Origin of the sequence: Seohaeicola saemankumensis (assembly GCF_042678485.1) — a bacterium.
GTDB classification, from domain to species: Bacteria; Pseudomonadota; Alphaproteobacteria; order Rhodobacterales; family Rhodobacteraceae; genus Seohaeicola; species Seohaeicola saemankumensis.
Genome location: NZ_JBHTKR010000006.1, coordinates 195,817 through 210,694 on the forward strand (window position 1 = coordinate 195,817; position 14,878 = coordinate 210,694).

Genomic DNA, 14,878 nt, shown 5'->3' on the forward strand with positions numbered 1-14,878 from the left:
CCTCAGCCCCCCAGGAACGATCTGCGGACCTCGGGATCGGCCATCAGGGCCTTGCCGGTGTCGGTGAAGGCATTGCGCCCCTGCACAAGGACATAACCCTTGTCTGCGATCTCAAGGGCCTGGCGCGCGTTCTGTTCCACCATCAGGATCGGAATGCCGGTGCGCGCCACTTCGATGATGCGGTCGAACAATTCGTCCATGACGATGGGGCTGACGCCCGCCGTCGGTTCGTCCAGCATCAGCACCTTTGGCCGCGTCATCAACGCGCGGCCCACGGCGACCTGCTGGCGCTGACCGCCTGACAACTCGCCCGCCGGCTGGCGGCGCTTTTCCTTCAGAATGGGAAACAGGTCATAGACCTGGGCCATCGTGTCGCGGAAATCATCGGTGCGGATGAAGGCCCCCATCTCGAGGTTTTCCTCAACCGTCATCGAGGTGAAGATGTTATGCGTCTGCGGCACGAAGCCCATGCCCTTGACCACCCGGTCCTGCGGGGTCAGCGCGGTGATATCCTCGCCGTCCAGCAGGACCCGGCCCGAGCGCACGTCCAGCATCCCGAACACGGCCTTCATCGCGGTCGATTTGCCCGCGCCATTGGGGCCCACGATCACGGCGATCTCGCCGCGATCCACGGCGATGGTGCAGTCATGCAGGATGTCCGGCCCCTTGCCATAACCGCCGGTCATGCTGTCACCGATCAGAAAGGGCGTATCGGGTGCCGCGCTGACGGGCCCGCTTTTGCGGCGCAGCTCGGCGGTGCCCTGTCCGGCGGGATTGGTGATCGAGCGGTCCTTGTTGCCGCGATCATCCTGATAGGGGTTGCTGTTGCTCATGCGCCCACCTTGTCCTTGTTCTTCAGGCCGGTGCCCAGATAGGCCTCGATCACCTGCTCATTGGCCTTGATCTCGGCCAGGGTGCCCTGCGCCAGCACCTTGCCCTCGGCCATGCAGATCACCGGATCACACAGACGTCCGATGAAATCCATGTCATGTTCGATGACCACGAACGTATAGCCGCGCTCCTTGTTCAGCTGGATGATCGCATCGCCGATCGTGTTCAGCAGGGTGCGGTTCACGCCCGCGCCGACCTCGTCCAGGAACACGATCTTGGCATCCACCATCATGGTGCGCCCCAGTTCCAGAAGCTTTTTCTGCCCGCCGGAAATCTGGCTGGCCTTCTGTTCGGCCAGATGGCTGATGGTCAGGAATTCCAGAACCTCATCGGCCTTGGCGCGCAGGGCGCGCTCTTCGTCGGCGATGCGCTTGCGGCCGAACCATGTGTTCCACAGCGTCTCGCCCGACTGGTTGCCCGGCACCATCATCAGGTTCTCGCGGCAGGTCATGGAGCCGAATTCATGCGCGATCTGGAAGGTACGCAACAGTCCCTTGTGAAACAGGTCATGCGGGGCCAGCCCGGTGATGTCCTCGCCCAGCATGGTCACCTTGCCCGATGTCGGCTTCAGCACGCCCGCGATCACGTTGAACAGCGTGGTCTTTCCCGCGCCATTGGGACCAATCAGCCCGGTGATGGCACCCTGTGCAATCTCGAGCGAGGCACCATCGACGGCACGGAAACCGCCAAACGCCTTCACGACGTTGTCGACCTTGATCATACCTTTTCCCCCGGCACTGTTGTTTTTGCGTGCCTATATCTTATGCAAACGGCGCGGGGATTTCCCCCGCGCCGCAGGTTCTCATCGCGTCAGATCAACGGAAGTTGACAGTCTCGATCTTGCCGTCCTTGATCTCGATCTCGCGGTAGTTGCCCGCGGATTCACCGGGTCCGATCAGCTCGACAGCGGTCGCGCCGACATAGTCGATGTCGCCACCGGCCTTGATGATCTCGATCGCCTTGGCCAGCTCGCCGGGGAAGATCTGCTCGCCGGGGGCGTTCGCCATGTCCATGACGTGATCCTTGAAGTCGGCCGAAGCGGTCGAACCGGCCTTCTGCATGGCCAGCATGATCAGGGCGGCGGCGTCATAGCTTTCGGGTGCGAAAGCCGAGGTGCCGTCGAAACCGGCCGCAGTGGCCAGGCCCTGGAACATCTCGGCGCCGGCGCTGTCGGTGCCGGGATACTGGCCGAAGGATCCTGTCAGACCCGAGCCGATATCGTCGACCAGCTGCTGACCCACCATGCCGTCGGGCAGCACGAAGGTGTCGAAGGCGCCGGAATCAAGGCTGGCCTGGATGATGCCCTTGCCGCCCTGGTCGGTATAGCCTGCAACAACCAGAACATCGCCACCGGCCGATGCCAGCGCCGCGACTTCGGCAGAATAGTCAGCCTTGCCGTCTTCGTGGCTGGCATTGATGGTCACGGTGCCGCCCGCCGCGGTGAAGGCCGCAGCGAAAGCGTCGGCCAGACCCTTGCCGTAGTCGTTGTTGGTGTAGGTCAGCGCAACCGACTTGATGCCGCGATCCATGATCACTTCGGTCATCACGACGCCCTGACGCGCATCCGACGGTGCGGTGCGGAAGAACAGGCCGTCATCTTCGGCGGTCGACAGGCCCGGCGAGGTCGCCGAGGGAGAGATCATCACGACACCATTGGGGCGCGCGACGTTCTGCAGGATCGCGCCGGTCACACCCGAGCAATCCGCACCCATGATCGCGTTCACGTTCTCCGAGGTGATCAGACGCTCTGCGGCGGCCGTGGCCGCACCGGCATCGATACAGGTCGAGTCGCCGCGTACGGCTGTGACCGTGGCGCCGTCCAGCAGCGTGCCGGCCGCATTGACCTCGGCGATGGCCAGCTCTGCGCCGGCAGCCATGTTCGGCGTGATCGATTCAAGCGGCCCGGTGAAACCCAGGATGATGCCGATCTTGATCTCTTGTGCCGATGCGGCACCTGCCAGAAGGGCGGATGCGGCCGTGGCCAAAAGCAGTTTTTTCATTTTTTTCTCCCATGTTGGAACCAAACTCCAGCGCGCAGATTATTTGCTCTTTGATCAAAAGAAAAGCGCAATACGGCAGCCCTGTTCACGCGAATGCGACTTTTCGTGCCGCTGCGGGGCGCTATCCTGCCCGGTGTGTGGCGTGGGTACGGTCGCGCGGGCAACAGGCCCGGGCACCGCAGAAAACCGGGAGATGCAGCATGAGAGCCAGGCCAGAATTCGTGGCATGTGTCATCGCGATCGCCGCGGCATTCGCCGCCCCCGGCGCGGTACGGGCGCTGGAAAGCCAAGGGCGAGCGCTGAACGTCGCGGTCATGGCGGACGGGTTTGAAACCCCCTGGTCGATCGGCTTTCTGCCGGATGGCAGCACCCTTGTGACGGAACGCGAGGGGCGGCTGTGGCACCTGCCGCCCCAGGGCCGGCGCCAGCAGATCAGCGGGCTGCCCGCGATCCGCGCGAACGGGCAGGGCGGTCTGCTGGATGTGCTGGTGCCCCGTGATTTCGCCGAAAGTAGCGAGATCCTGTTCAGTTTTGCCAAGCCCCAGGGGCGCGCCGAGGGTACGGCGCTGGCGATCGGCCGCTTGTCGCGCGACCGCACGCAGTTGCAGAACCTGCGTATCCTGTTCGAAATGGCGCCCGGTTCGTCAGGCCCGCGTCATTTCGGCGGCCGCCTTGTGGAAGGGCGCGACGGCACGATTTTCCTGACCATCGGGGATCGCGGCGATGACGACGCCGCACAGGACCTGTCGCGCCATAACGGCAAGATCATCCGCATCAATCGTGACGGATCGATTCCCGCCGACAATCCTTTCGTGAACCAGCCCGGCGCACAGCCCGAAATCTGGTCATGGGGGCATCGCAACCCGCAGGGCGCGATGCTGGATGCACAGGGGCAACTGTGGGTCAACGAACATGGCGCGCGCGGCGGGGACGAGGTGAACCGCGTGCAGCGCGGTGCGAACTACGGCTGGCCCGTCATTTCCTACGGGCGGCATTATTCCGGTCTGAAAATAGGCGAGGGCAAGGCCAAACCCGGCATGGAACAACCCGTGATGTACTGGGACCCGTCCATCGCCCCCTCGGGCATGGCGGCGCTGAACGGCAGCCTGTGGCCCGACCGGAACGGCGCGCTTCAGGATGGCGACGTTCTGGTGGGCTCGCTCAAGTTCGATTACATCGCGCGGCTGTCCGGCAATCCCCTGCGCGAGATCGACCAGATAAAAGGCCCCGAAACCGAACGTGTCCGCGACATCCGGCAGGCACCGGACGGGTCGGTCTGGTTCATCAACGAGACGCGCGGCACGCTCTATCGCATCGCGCCCTGATGCGGTGGTCAGACGGCGGTGATCAGACGGCGGTGATCAGATCGAAAGCCGCGTGGCATGGCTGCCGCGCTCGCGATAGGGCGTGGTGTCGTAATGCGCGCGGTAACATTTCGAGAAATGCGAGGGCGAGGCAAAGCCGCAGGCCAGCGCCACGTTGATGACGCTCATGTCGGTCTGCATCAGCAGGTTGCGCGCCTTCTGCAAGCGCAGTTCCATGTAATAGCGCTTGGGGCTGCGGGCCAGGTAACGGCGGAACAACCGTTCCAGCTGTCGCGTGGACATGCCCACATCGCGCGCCAGGATCGACGGGCTGATCGGTTCTTCGATATGGCTTTCCATCATCTGGATCACGCGGCTGAGCTTGGGGTGGCGCACCCCGATTCGCGTGGGCACCGACAGGCGCTGCGTGTCCTGATCGGTTCGAATCGAGGAATAGATGAACTGATCCGCAACAAGATTGGCGACATCCTCGCCATGATCATTCGCGATCAGCTTCAGCATCAGGTCGATCGACGAGGTGCCGCCCGCCGTGCTGAAACGATTTCCGTCGATCACGAAAACCGACTTGGTCAGTTCGACCTCCTCGAACTCCTCGGCGAAACTGTCCTGGTTCTCCCAATGGATCGTGGCGCGCTTGCCGTCCAGCAACCCCGCCTTGGCCAGCGCATAGCTGGCCGTGCACAGCCCGCCCAGAAGCATGCCCTTGCGCGCCTCGCGGCGCAGCCAGGAAATCACCTTCTTGGTTGTGGATTTCTGCACATCGACGCCGCCGCAGACCACAACGACATCATCGCGCGTCAGCTCGATCAGGTCGCCGTCCAGCTGGAATTCGGTTCCGGCCGAACACCGCATCCGCGTGCCGCCTTCGCCGACCAGCATCCAGGTATAGGCGGTGCGTTCCAGCATCCGGTTGGCGATACGCAGGCTTTCCAACGCCGAGGCGAAACTGAGAAGCGTGAAATTGTCCAGCAATACAAAGACGAAACGTCGCGGAGCCGTCGCGACAGCAGGGTCTTTGGCCACTTGGCGGGGCGAAGGCATCAAGAACGCTCCATGATCGTTGCCGTTCAATTGATCAGGTTTACGGAGCATCATCAAGGGTCACCGCAGCATTCAGCCGCGCATTTGCGCCGGAATACGACCCTTTCACGTCGCCAAACATCTGACGCGCAGAAATCGGTTGTGGCATGCACCCGGCAGCTTTTGTATAGAAGCGACACATAAAGACTTTCGCGGAGAGACAGACATGACCGAGTGGCAGAAAACCGATTGGCGCAACCGCCCCCGGGTTCAGATGCCCGACTATACCGACGCGGCGGCCCTTGCCGCCGTCGAGGCGCAGCTGTCCAAGTATCCGCCGCTGGTGTTTGCGGGTGAGGCGCGCAAGCTGAAAGCCGCATTGGGCGAAGCCGCGCGCGGCGAGGCGTTCCTGCTGCAGGGCGGCGATTGCGCCGAAAGCTTCGATCAATTCAGCGCCAATGCGATCCGCGACACCTTCAAGGTGATGTTGCAGATGGCGATGGTGCTGACCTATGGCGCCAAGGTTCCGGTCGTGAAGGTCGGTCGCATGGCGGGCCAGTTCGCCAAGCCGCGCTCGGCCCCGACCGAGGTGATCGACGGTGTCGAACTGCCGTCCTATCGCGGCGACATCATCAACGATCTGGCCGCCACGCCAGAGGCGCGACAGCCCGATCCGCAGCGCATGTTGCAGGCCTATCTGCAGGCCGCCGCCACGCTGAACCTGCTGCGTGCGTTCTCGACCGGCGGCTATGCGGATGTGCACCAGGTCCATAGCTGGACATTGGGTTTCACCGAAGGCGAGAAGGCCGCGAAATACCGCGACATGGCGAACCGTATCAGCGATACGCTGGATTTCATCAAGGCGGCCGGCATCGACAGCAAGATGGCGCATACGCTGCAGACGGTCGATTTCTACACCAGCCACGAGGCCTTGCTGCTGGAATACGAAGAGGCGCTGACCCGGCTTGATACCACCTCGGGCAAGTGGCTGGCGGGCTCGGGTCACATGATCTGGATCGGCGACCGCACCCGGCAGCCCGATGGCGCGCATGTGGAATACTGCCGTGGTGTGCTGAACCCGATCGGGTTGAAATGCGGCCCCTCCATGACCTCGGAAGACCTGAAGGTTCTGATGGCCAAGCTGAACCCGAAGAACGAAGCGGGCCGCCTGACCCTGATCGCACGTTTCGGGGCGGGCAAGGTCGGCGAACATCTGCCCCGCCTGATCAAGACGGTCCGCGACGAGGGGGCCAACGTGCTGTGGGTCTGCGATCCGATGCATGGCAACACGATCAAATCGTCCAGCGGCTACAAGACGCGGCCCTTCGATGCCGTGCTGCGCGAAGTGCGTGAATTCTTCGCGGTGCACAAGGCCGAAGGCACCATCCCGGGCGGTGTCCATTTCGAGATGACAGGCCAGGATGTGACCGAATGCACCGGCGGCCTGCGCGCGGTCAGCGACGAGGATCTGTCGGACCGCTACCACACCGCCTGCGATCCGCGCCTGAACGCCAGCCAGTCGCTTGAACTGGCCTTCCTCGTGGCCGAGGAACTGTCCAGCCTGCGCGCGGAACGCCAGGCCCAGGCAGCTGTCTGATCCGCGCACAGGGACCAGACCGCAATGAGACCATGAAACGGCAGGCCATCGGCCTGCCGTTTTGATGTGCCGCATCCGCAGGCTGAAAGGCGCGCGGCGTGACGTCAACTGTCCGCCAGCTCTGTGTCAGCTGTCCGTCTTGATCAACCGCAGATGATCGAACCGGCGTTGCGGGTTCGCATCGAAGCGGGCAGGCGGCTCGGCCAGGCCGGGCTGTGACGCCAGGGTCGTCTTGTCCGACGGCTTGACCACGCGGCCCCGCCATTCGGGCGCGGCATCCCGCGGGAAGATCTGCGTCAGCCGCCGGGCGGTGATCGCAAATCGACGTGGCGCGCGCCCGATACTTCCCTGGCTGTCCAGACATCCAAGGATCTGGGTGATCTGGCCAAAGCCGTCCGTCATCGGCAACAGCAGCAATCGTGCCTCAAGCACCGGCCTTCCGATCCCCGTCTCGGCCAGCAAAGACAAGGTGGCGACGGTCGGCGTGGTGCAAACCTGTTCCAGCGTAGCCGCAAGGTCGGTCCGTGCCTCGGGCAGGAAAAACGCGCTGAGCGGCATGCCACGAACCTCCATGCCCTGCAGATCGCCCAGATGTCCGCCCGCGATCCTGAGCCGCCCGACACCCGGCGCCACCTGTTCCAGGATGAACGCATATTCCAGCGCCCGCTCGATCCCGCGCGGATCGACTTCGGACCGGTCGGGCACCAGCCGTGCGCCGCGCAAGGCGTGCCAATAGGCTTCGACCTGGGCGATATGGGGAAACCGCGTTTCGGTGCGGTGGCTGTTCATCGCGATCACGTTGCTCTTGTTGCCTGGTCCTGGTGCGGTGGCGTCGTTACGCATGTAGGTATATCCTGTCCGGCACATGCCGGCCTCGGTTGACCCGGAGTGCACCACTGCGGACTGAATGCCCGGCACGCGTCATGCCTGACACCGTGGTGCACCTGGGAAGGTTACTGTTGTCTTAACATGCCACGAATTTCCATAAATCGGATGCGTTTTCGCAACATGTGGTTAACCCCGCGAAGCCCGCAACGGGGACCGCTTCTTGCGGCGCGCGCCGCGGGCCCAAGCGCTGCACCGCGGCCGGCGCAGGCCCTCACGTGCTTGCTGTTCGGGGCTGGAACGGCTAGGGGATCGACCGGATTACCGCAGACGCACACCGGGGAGATACCAGCGTGATAGAGTCGATGACCGGATTTGCCACCGCCAAGGGCGCGGCACTCGGGGCCACCTGGACCTGGGATCTGCGCAGCGTCAACGGCAAGGGGCTGGACCTGCGCCTGCGGGTGCCGGACTGGATCGACGGGCTGGAAGCACGGCTGCGCGCCCGCGTGACCGCCGCCATCGGGCGTGGCAATGTCACGCTGAACCTGCGGCTGGCACGCGACGAGGGCCAGGCCGAACTGGCGGTCAATCCCGCAGGGCTGAACGCGGTGATCGCGGCCATGGCCCTGGTCGAGGCCGAAGCGATGGAGGCCGGCCTGTCGCTGGCCCCCGCCACCGCCGCCGACATCCTGAACCTGCGCGGCGTGCTGGAGGTTCGCAGCCTTGATGCCCAGACCGCACCGCTGCTTGAGGCGCTGATCGCCGATTTCGACCATGTGCTGGCCGATTTCCTGACCATGCGCCGCACGGAAGGGCGCGCCTTGCAGACCGTGATCACGGCGCAATTGGCGCAGATCACCACGCTTGTCGATCAGATCGCCGCCGCGACCGAGGCGCGTGCCGACGAAATGGCCCAAACCCTGCGCGCCAACCTTGCCCGCGTGCTGGACAACGGCGCGGGCGCCGATCCGCAGCGCATCGCACAGGAACTGGCGCTGATCGCCGTCAAGGCCGATGTCACCGAAGAGGTCGACCGCCTGCGGGCCCATGTCACGGCGGCGCAGGATCTGCTGCAAGCGCCTGAACCTGTCGGCCGCAAGCTGGATTTCCTGATGCAGGAATTCAACCGCGAGGCCAATACGCTGTGTTCGAAATCGCAGCACAAGGCATTGACGCGGATCGGCCTGGACCTGAAAACCGTGATCGACCAGATGCGCGAGCAGGTCCAGAACATCCAGTAAGGCTGCGGCAGGGGAAGGCACGACGATGGAACAAAGACGCGGGCTTCTGATCATCCTGTCCTCGCCTTCGGGCGCGGGCAAGTCCACGCTGGCGCGGCGCCTGCGCGACTGGGACCCGTCGATCCGCTTTTCGGTATCGGCGACAACGCGCCCCCCGCGCCCCGGCGAGGAACACGGCCGCGAATATTTTTTCCACAGCCGCGCCGAATTCGAACAGATGGTCGCGCGTGACGAGATGCTGGAACATGCCGAGGTCTTCGGGAATTTCTACGGCAGTCCCAAGGGACCCGTCGCCGCCGCGATCGAGGCAGGACAGGACGTGCTGTTCGATATCGACTGGCAGGGTGGGCAGCAGGTCCGCAACTCGAGCCTGGGCAAACATGTGCTGTCGATCTTCATCCTGCCGCCCTCGATCCCCGAACTGGAACGCCGCCTGCGCTCGCGCGGGCAGGACAGCGACGAGGTGATCGACACCCGCATGACCAAGTCGCGCGACGAGATCAGCCATTGGCCGGAATATGATTTCGTGCTGGTCAATGACGATCTGGACGCCACGTTCGAACGTCTCAAGACCATCGTCAGCGCCGAACGGCTGCGCCTGTCGCAGCAACCCGGGCTTGTCGATACCGTTCGCCGTCTCAACAAGGAATTCGAGGACCGCACATGACGCTTTACACCCTTGACGGAAAAACCCCGCAACTGCCCGCTGATGGCGATTGCTGGATCGCCCCCGATGCCAATGTGATCGGTAACGTCGTGCTGGAAAGCGGCGCCTCGGTCTGGTTCGGCGCGACGCTGCGGGGTGACAACGAGGTGATCCACATCGGCGCGGGCAGCAATGTGCAGGAAAACACGGTGATGCATACCGACATGGGGTATCCGCTGGTCATCGGGCAGAATTGCACGATCGGGCACAAGGCGATGCTGCATGGCTGCACCATCGGCGACAACAGCCTGATCGGCATGGGTGCAACTGTGCTGAACGGCGCGAAGATCGGCAGGAACTGCCTGATCGGGGCAGGGGCCCTGATCACCGAGGGCAAGGAGATCCCGGACGGATCGCTGGTGATGGGCGCGCCGGGTAAGGTGGTGCGCCAGCTGGACGCGGCCGCGATCGAGGGGCTGCGCCGCTCGGCGACGGGCTACCAGGCCAATATGCGCCGCTTCGCCAAGGGTCTGGCGCCGCTCTGATGGCCGCTGCCGGATGCCTCCGGCGGGGATATTTCAGGCAAGAAGAAACCGCAATGGCGACCGCCACGGCAGCGCTTGCCGCTGGCTGTCGCCTGTGCCACTTCTGTGCCACCAACAAGAGAGACACCCCATGAAGAATTCCAAAGGATCCCTGATCCGCCCCGTTCCCCTGCCTGACAGCATCAGCCGCCCGGTGGTCACCCCGCTGAGCCCATCGGTCGTCTATGCGTCCGACACGCCCGACGATCTTGACGCGCAATACGAGGGCCGCACCTCGGGCTATACCTATGCGCGCGAGGGCCATCCCAATGCCGATGTGCTGGCGCGACGGATTGATCTGCTGGAAGGCGGGACAGGCGGTATCGTCACATCCTCGGGCATGTCGGCCGTCACGGCGGTGATGATGGGCCTGCTGAAGGCGGGCGATCACGTGCTGGGGGGCGATCAGCTTTATGGCCGCTCGCTGCGGCTGATGAAGCAGGATCTGCCGCGCCTGGGGATCGCGACCAGCCTGGCCGATCCCACCGATGTGGCCGCGATGGAGGCCGCGCTGCGCCCCGAGACGCGGATGATCCTGGTCGAAGTCGTGTCGAACCCGACGCTGCGCGTGGCCGATATCGAGGGCCTTGCCAGTCTGTGCAAGGCCCGCGGCATCCTGCTGGCGGTGGACAACACCTTTACCACGCCGCGCGCCTATCGCCCCTTCGATGCCGGCGCCGATATCGTGATCCATTCGGTGACCAAACTGCTGGCGGGCCATTCGGATGTGACGCTGGGCTATGCCTGCGCCGCCGATCCGGTGCTGCAGAAGGCGATCTATGACTTTGCCGTGACGACGGGCCTGACCGCCAGCCCCTTTGACTGCTGGCTGGCGGAGCGGGGGCTGGCGACGTTCAACCTGCGCTTCGACCGGGCCGAGGCCAATGCGGTGGCGCTGGCCGATCACCTGGCGACGCTGCCGGGCGTCAAGCGCGTGCTTTACCCGATGCGCGCCGATCACCCCGATCAGGCCCGCGCCAAGGCGCTTCTGGGCGCGCGCGGCTGCAACATGGTCAGCTTCGAGCTGGAGGGCGGGCGCAAGGCCGCCAACGCCTTTACCCGCGCCGCCGATGGCCTGGCCTTTGCACCGACCCTGGGCGATGTGGGCACGACCCTGTCGCACCCGGCAAGTTCATCGCATCGCGCCCTTGCCCCCGCCGAACGCGAGGCCCTTGGCATGAGCGAAGGCTTTTTCCGCGTCTCGGTCGGGTTGGAGGAAGAAGCCCCCCTGCTGGAGGTGTTCACCCGCGCGGTCGCCGCTGCCCGCGGCGCCGCCTGAACGGGGCGCGCCGATGCCCGAGGCCACGATCAGGTCCATCCTGGACGCCGTGCCCTTGCCCGCTATCTTCGTCGGCAAGGATGACCGGATCGCGGGGCTGAACCGGCAAGCCGAGGCGCTGCTGGGCCCGGTCGAGGCGCGCCCCTTCATTACCGCCATCCGCCAGCCCGCCGTGCTGGACGCAGTCGAGACCTGCCGCAGCCAGCGCAAACCCGGCACCGCGCGCTATCTGGCCAAGCAGGGCGACCAGGATGTGATCTACACCGCGCATTGCGCCATGGTCGAGGCGGGTCCGGCGAGCGGGGTGCTGATCAGCTTCGAGGATGTCACTGACCGCCAGCAGATCGGCCAGATGCGGCGCGATTTCGTGGCCAATGTCAGCCACGAGCTGCGCACCCCCCTGACCGCGCTGATGGGGTTCATCGAAACCCTGCAAGGGCCGGCCCGCGATGATCCGGCGGCGCGCGACCGGTTCCTGGCCATCATGGAGACAGAGGCGCAGCGGATGAACAGGCTGGTGCGCGATCTGCTGTCCCTGAGCCAGGTCGAGGAGATGGAGCGCGTGCGCCCGGACACACGGCTTGATCTTGTCGAACTGCTGGCCTCGGTCCTGCACAGCCTGACACCGCTGGCCGAAAAGGCCGGGGGCAAGCTGCAATCGCGTTTCGACGCAGGGCCGCTTTTCGTGGAAGGCGATGCCGATCAGCTGCGCCAGGTTTTCGGCAACCTTGTGGAGAACGCGATCAAATACGGCGGACGCCCGCCCGAGGTATTGCTGCGGCTCAGCGTGATCGAACGCGATCCGGTGATGCGCGGGCCCGCGCTTTGCGCCGAGGTGATCGACAACGGCCCCGGGATCGACCCTGTGCATATCCCGCGCCTGACCGAACGCTTTTACCGGGTGGACAGCCACCGGTCACGCGAAATGGGGGGCACCGGGTTGGGCCTGGCCATCGTCAAGCATATCGTGAACCGGCACCGCGGGCGGCTGAAGATCGAAAGCATCCCCGGACAGGGCAGCCGGTTCACCGTCATTCTGCCCCGCGTGCTTTGATGCGGCGGAGGGGGGCGTTGCCCCCCATAATCCTGCGGATCATTCCCCCCAGGATATTTGGGGCAAGAAGACACCGCAAGGCGATCAGCGCGGCAGGCTGTCTTCCTCGCCGGTCTGGGTGGCCAGCCAGTCGCGAAACAGACCCAGCGCGCTGTCTTGCGACTTGCTGCGCGGCCAGACCAGATAATAATTCCCCCGCGTAGGCGTCGGCCCGCCATAGGCCGGCACGAGGCGTCCGGCGGCAAGGTCCGGCTCTGCCAGGTAGTCCGGCAACAGAGCGACCCCCAGCCCATGCAGCGCGGCCTGGGTGATCGTGGCGAACTGATCATAGACCGTGCCCTGCGGCGGCTCTGCGGTCACGCCATGGGCGGTGAACCAGTCCCCCCAGGCACTGGGGCGCGTTTCGATATGCAAGAGCGGCAGGGCGCGCAGATCGGCCGCCTGGCGCAGGGGGCGCCGCATGGCCAGTTCGGGGGTGCAGACGGCGACCACGCTTTCGGACCTGAGCAGCATGTGATCGGTGCCAGGCCAGTCCGCATTGCCGTAATGGATCGCCGCATCGAAGGCCTGGGTTGCGAAATTGAACGGCGCAAGCCGGGTTGCCATGTTGATCGTCACCTCGGGATGAAGCCGCGCGAAATCCGCAAGCCGCGGCACCAGCCAGCGCATGCCGAAGGTGGGCAATATCGCCAGATCCAGCGATCCGCCGCGCGGTTGCACACGCAGGCGCAGCGACGCCTGGGCGATCTGCTGCAGCGCTTCGCGCACTTCGGCCACATAGGCGCGGGCAGGGGGCGTCAACGCCATCCGGCGGCCTTCGCGCAGTATCAGCGGCACACCCATCTGCGCCTCGAGGGTCTGCAACTGCCGGCTGACCGCGCTTTGCGTCAGCGACAACTCCTCGGCCACGGCGGTGGCGCTGCCAAGCCGGTCGAGCGCCTCGAGCGCGCGAAGCGAGGCAATGGAGGGAAGAAAGCGGCGCGGTGCGATCATCTATGCGATTTACTCATGCTTTGATGCGAAACTATCGTTTCAACCCCATCTGATTATGCTGTAACCTGCATTTGGACAAGACTGGCGCGCGCCAAAAACTCATGACTGGCATGATCAACCCGCCGCGCGTCGCATATCTTCAGGAGGATCCCATGAACGAGATGAGCAGCCCCGCACCGAAATTGCGCGCCAAGGATGCACCCGACCTGGGGCAGTTCGACTGGGCCGACCCGTTCCGCCTGGATGAGCAACTGACCGAGGAAGAGCGGATGATGCGCGACAGCGCCCGTGCCTATGCACAGGAAAAACTGCAGCCGCGCGTCCTCAAGGCCTTTGCCGAAGAACATACCGATCCCGAGATTTTCCGCGAGATGGGCGAAATGGGCCTTCTGGGCGTCACCACGCCCGAGGAATACGGCGGTCTGGGGGCGGGCTATGTGTCCTACGGTCTGATCGCGCGTGAGGTAGAGCGGGTCGATTCTGGCTACCGGTCGATGATGTCGGTCCAGTCCAGCCTGGTGATGTATCCGATCTATGCCTATGGCTCGGAAGAGCAGCGCCGGAAATACCTGCCCAAGCTGTCCAGCGGCGAATGGATCGGCTGCTTCGGCCTGACCGAACCCGATGCCGGGTCTGACCCCGCCGGCATGAAGACCCGTGCGGTGAAGACCGCCGATGGATACGTCCTGACCGGGTCGAAGATGTGGATCTCGAACGCGCCGATCGCGGATGTCTTCGTAGTCTGGGCCAAATCCGAGGCCCATGGCGGCAAGATCCGCGGCTTTGTGCTGGAAAAGGGCATGAAGGGTCTGAGCGCGCCCAAGATCGGCAACAAGATGTCCTTGCGCGCCTCGATCACCGGCGAAATCGTGATGGATAATGTGGCCGTGGGCGAGGACGCGCTGCTGCCGCATGTGGAAGGTCTGAAAGGGCCGTTCGGCTGTCTGAACCGCGCGCGCTATGGAATCAGCTGGGGTGTATTGGGGGCCGCCGAATTCTGCTGGCACGCTGCACGCCAATACGGTCTGGACCGGCACCAGTTCAAGCGTCCGCTGGCGCAGACGCAGCTGTTCCAGAAGAAGCTGGCCGATATGCAGACCGAGATCGCACTGGGGCTGCAAGGCAGCCTTCAGGTCGGCCGCTTGATGGATGCGGCCAAGGCCGCGCCCGAGATGATCAGCATTGTCAAGCGCAACAACTGCGGCAAAGCCCTTGATATTGCACGCATGTCCCGCGACATGCACGGCGGCAACGGCATCAGCCTGGAGTTCGGCGTGATCCGGCACATGGTCAACCTCGAGACGGTCAATACCTATGAAGGGGCCCATGACGTGCATGCGCTGATCCTGGGTCGTGCACAGACGGGCTTGCAGGCGTTCTTCTGATCGGATCAGATAGGCACAGGACATAAACGGCGCGC

General features: G+C 64.4%; 14 protein-coding genes. 8 read left to right on the forward strand and 6 right to left on the reverse strand.

Features of this window, described 5'->3' with window-relative positions; all coding sequences use genetic code 11:
- Positions 1-2: 2 nt before the first annotated feature.
- The 3 genes from ACFQ3C_RS15695 to ACFQ3C_RS15705 form a co-directional block, all read right to left on the reverse strand.
- Entirely contained in the window at positions 3-833 is an 831-nt protein-coding gene (locus ACFQ3C_RS15695) for an ABC transporter ATP-binding protein (RefSeq protein WP_380793730.1), read from the reverse strand.
- Positions 830-1,612 (reverse strand): ABC transporter ATP-binding protein, encoded by a 783-nt coding sequence (locus ACFQ3C_RS15700; protein ID WP_380793732.1) that lies wholly within the window; start codon positions 1,610-1,612, stop codon positions 830-832. The genes ACFQ3C_RS15695 and ACFQ3C_RS15700 overlap by 4 nt, the downstream gene beginning before the upstream one ends.
- Before the next feature lie 94 nt (positions 1,613-1,706).
- On the reverse strand, positions 1,707-2,891 hold the full coding sequence (locus ACFQ3C_RS15705) for an ABC transporter substrate-binding protein (protein ID WP_380793734.1): 1,185 nt from the start codon (positions 2,889-2,891) through the stop codon (positions 1,707-1,709).
- Between the two features lie 200 nt (positions 2,892-3,091).
- Between ACFQ3C_RS15705 and ACFQ3C_RS15710 the strand changes: the two genes are divergently transcribed.
- Positions 3,092-4,216, forward strand: coding sequence for a PQQ-dependent sugar dehydrogenase (locus tag ACFQ3C_RS15710; protein ID WP_380793736.1), 1,125 nt, complete (start codon positions 3,092-3,094; stop codon positions 4,214-4,216).
- Positions 4,217-4,252: 36 nt separating this feature from the next.
- On the opposite strand, the gene ACFQ3C_RS15715 is transcribed toward ACFQ3C_RS15710, so the two are convergent.
- A complete protein-coding gene (locus tag ACFQ3C_RS15715; RefSeq protein WP_380793738.1) occupies positions 4,253-5,257 on the reverse strand; it encodes a GlxA family transcriptional regulator in 1,005 nt (334 codons plus the stop codon).
- Between the two features lie 205 nt (positions 5,258-5,462).
- Here ACFQ3C_RS15715 and ACFQ3C_RS15720 point away from each other — a divergent pair, with 205 nt between their 5' ends.
- Positions 5,463-6,833, forward strand: coding sequence for a class II 3-deoxy-7-phosphoheptulonate synthase (locus ACFQ3C_RS15720; protein WP_380793740.1), 1,371 nt, complete (start codon positions 5,463-5,465; stop codon positions 6,831-6,833).
- A 126-nt stretch (positions 6,834-6,959) separates the two neighbouring features.
- Here ACFQ3C_RS15720 and ACFQ3C_RS15725 read toward each other — a convergent pair whose 3' ends face one another.
- Positions 6,960-7,676, reverse strand: a complete 717-nt coding sequence (locus ACFQ3C_RS15725) for a PAS domain-containing protein (protein WP_380793742.1) — start codon at positions 7,674-7,676, stop codon at positions 6,960-6,962.
- Positions 7,677-8,023: 347 nt separating this feature from the next.
- On the opposite strand from ACFQ3C_RS15725, the gene ACFQ3C_RS15730 reads away from it, so the two are divergent.
- The 5 genes from ACFQ3C_RS15730 to ACFQ3C_RS15750 all read left to right on the forward strand — a co-directional run bounded on the left by ACFQ3C_RS15730 (position 8,024) and on the right by ACFQ3C_RS15750 (position 12,465).
- Positions 8,024-8,902 (forward strand): YicC/YloC family endoribonuclease, encoded by an 879-nt coding sequence (locus ACFQ3C_RS15730; RefSeq protein ID WP_380793745.1) that lies wholly within the window; start codon positions 8,024-8,026, stop codon positions 8,900-8,902.
- A gap of 25 nt (positions 8,903-8,927) precedes the next feature.
- Entirely contained in the window at positions 8,928-9,569 is a 642-nt protein-coding gene (gene gmk / locus ACFQ3C_RS15735) for a guanylate kinase (RefSeq protein ID WP_380793747.1), read from the forward strand.
- Positions 9,566-10,093, forward strand: coding sequence for a gamma carbonic anhydrase family protein (locus ACFQ3C_RS15740; protein ID WP_380793749.1), 528 nt, complete (start codon positions 9,566-9,568; stop codon positions 10,091-10,093). Before gmk ends, ACFQ3C_RS15740 begins: the two co-directional genes overlap by 4 nt.
- 130 nt (positions 10,094-10,223) lie before the next feature.
- A complete protein-coding gene (locus ACFQ3C_RS15745; protein ID WP_380793751.1) occupies positions 10,224-11,411 on the forward strand; it encodes a trans-sulfuration enzyme family protein in 1,188 nt (395 codons plus the stop codon).
- Positions 11,412-11,424: 13 nt separating this feature from the next.
- A complete protein-coding gene (locus ACFQ3C_RS15750; protein WP_380793753.1) occupies positions 11,425-12,465 on the forward strand; it encodes an ATP-binding protein in 1,041 nt (346 codons plus the stop codon).
- An 84-nt stretch (positions 12,466-12,549) separates the two neighbouring features.
- Here ACFQ3C_RS15750 and ACFQ3C_RS15755 read toward each other — a convergent pair whose 3' ends face one another.
- Positions 12,550-13,458 carry a LysR substrate-binding domain-containing protein gene (locus ACFQ3C_RS15755; protein WP_380793755.1) on the reverse strand — a complete coding sequence of 303 codons (909 nt, stop codon included), beginning with the start codon at positions 13,456-13,458 and terminating at the stop codon, positions 12,550-12,552.
- 161 nt (positions 13,459-13,619) lie between these two features.
- On the opposite strand from ACFQ3C_RS15755, the gene ACFQ3C_RS15760 reads away from it, so the two are divergent.
- Entirely contained in the window at positions 13,620-14,843 is a 1,224-nt protein-coding gene (locus ACFQ3C_RS15760; RefSeq protein WP_380794119.1) for an acyl-CoA dehydrogenase, read from the forward strand.
- The last annotated feature ends 35 nt before the right edge of the window (positions 14,844-14,878 follow it).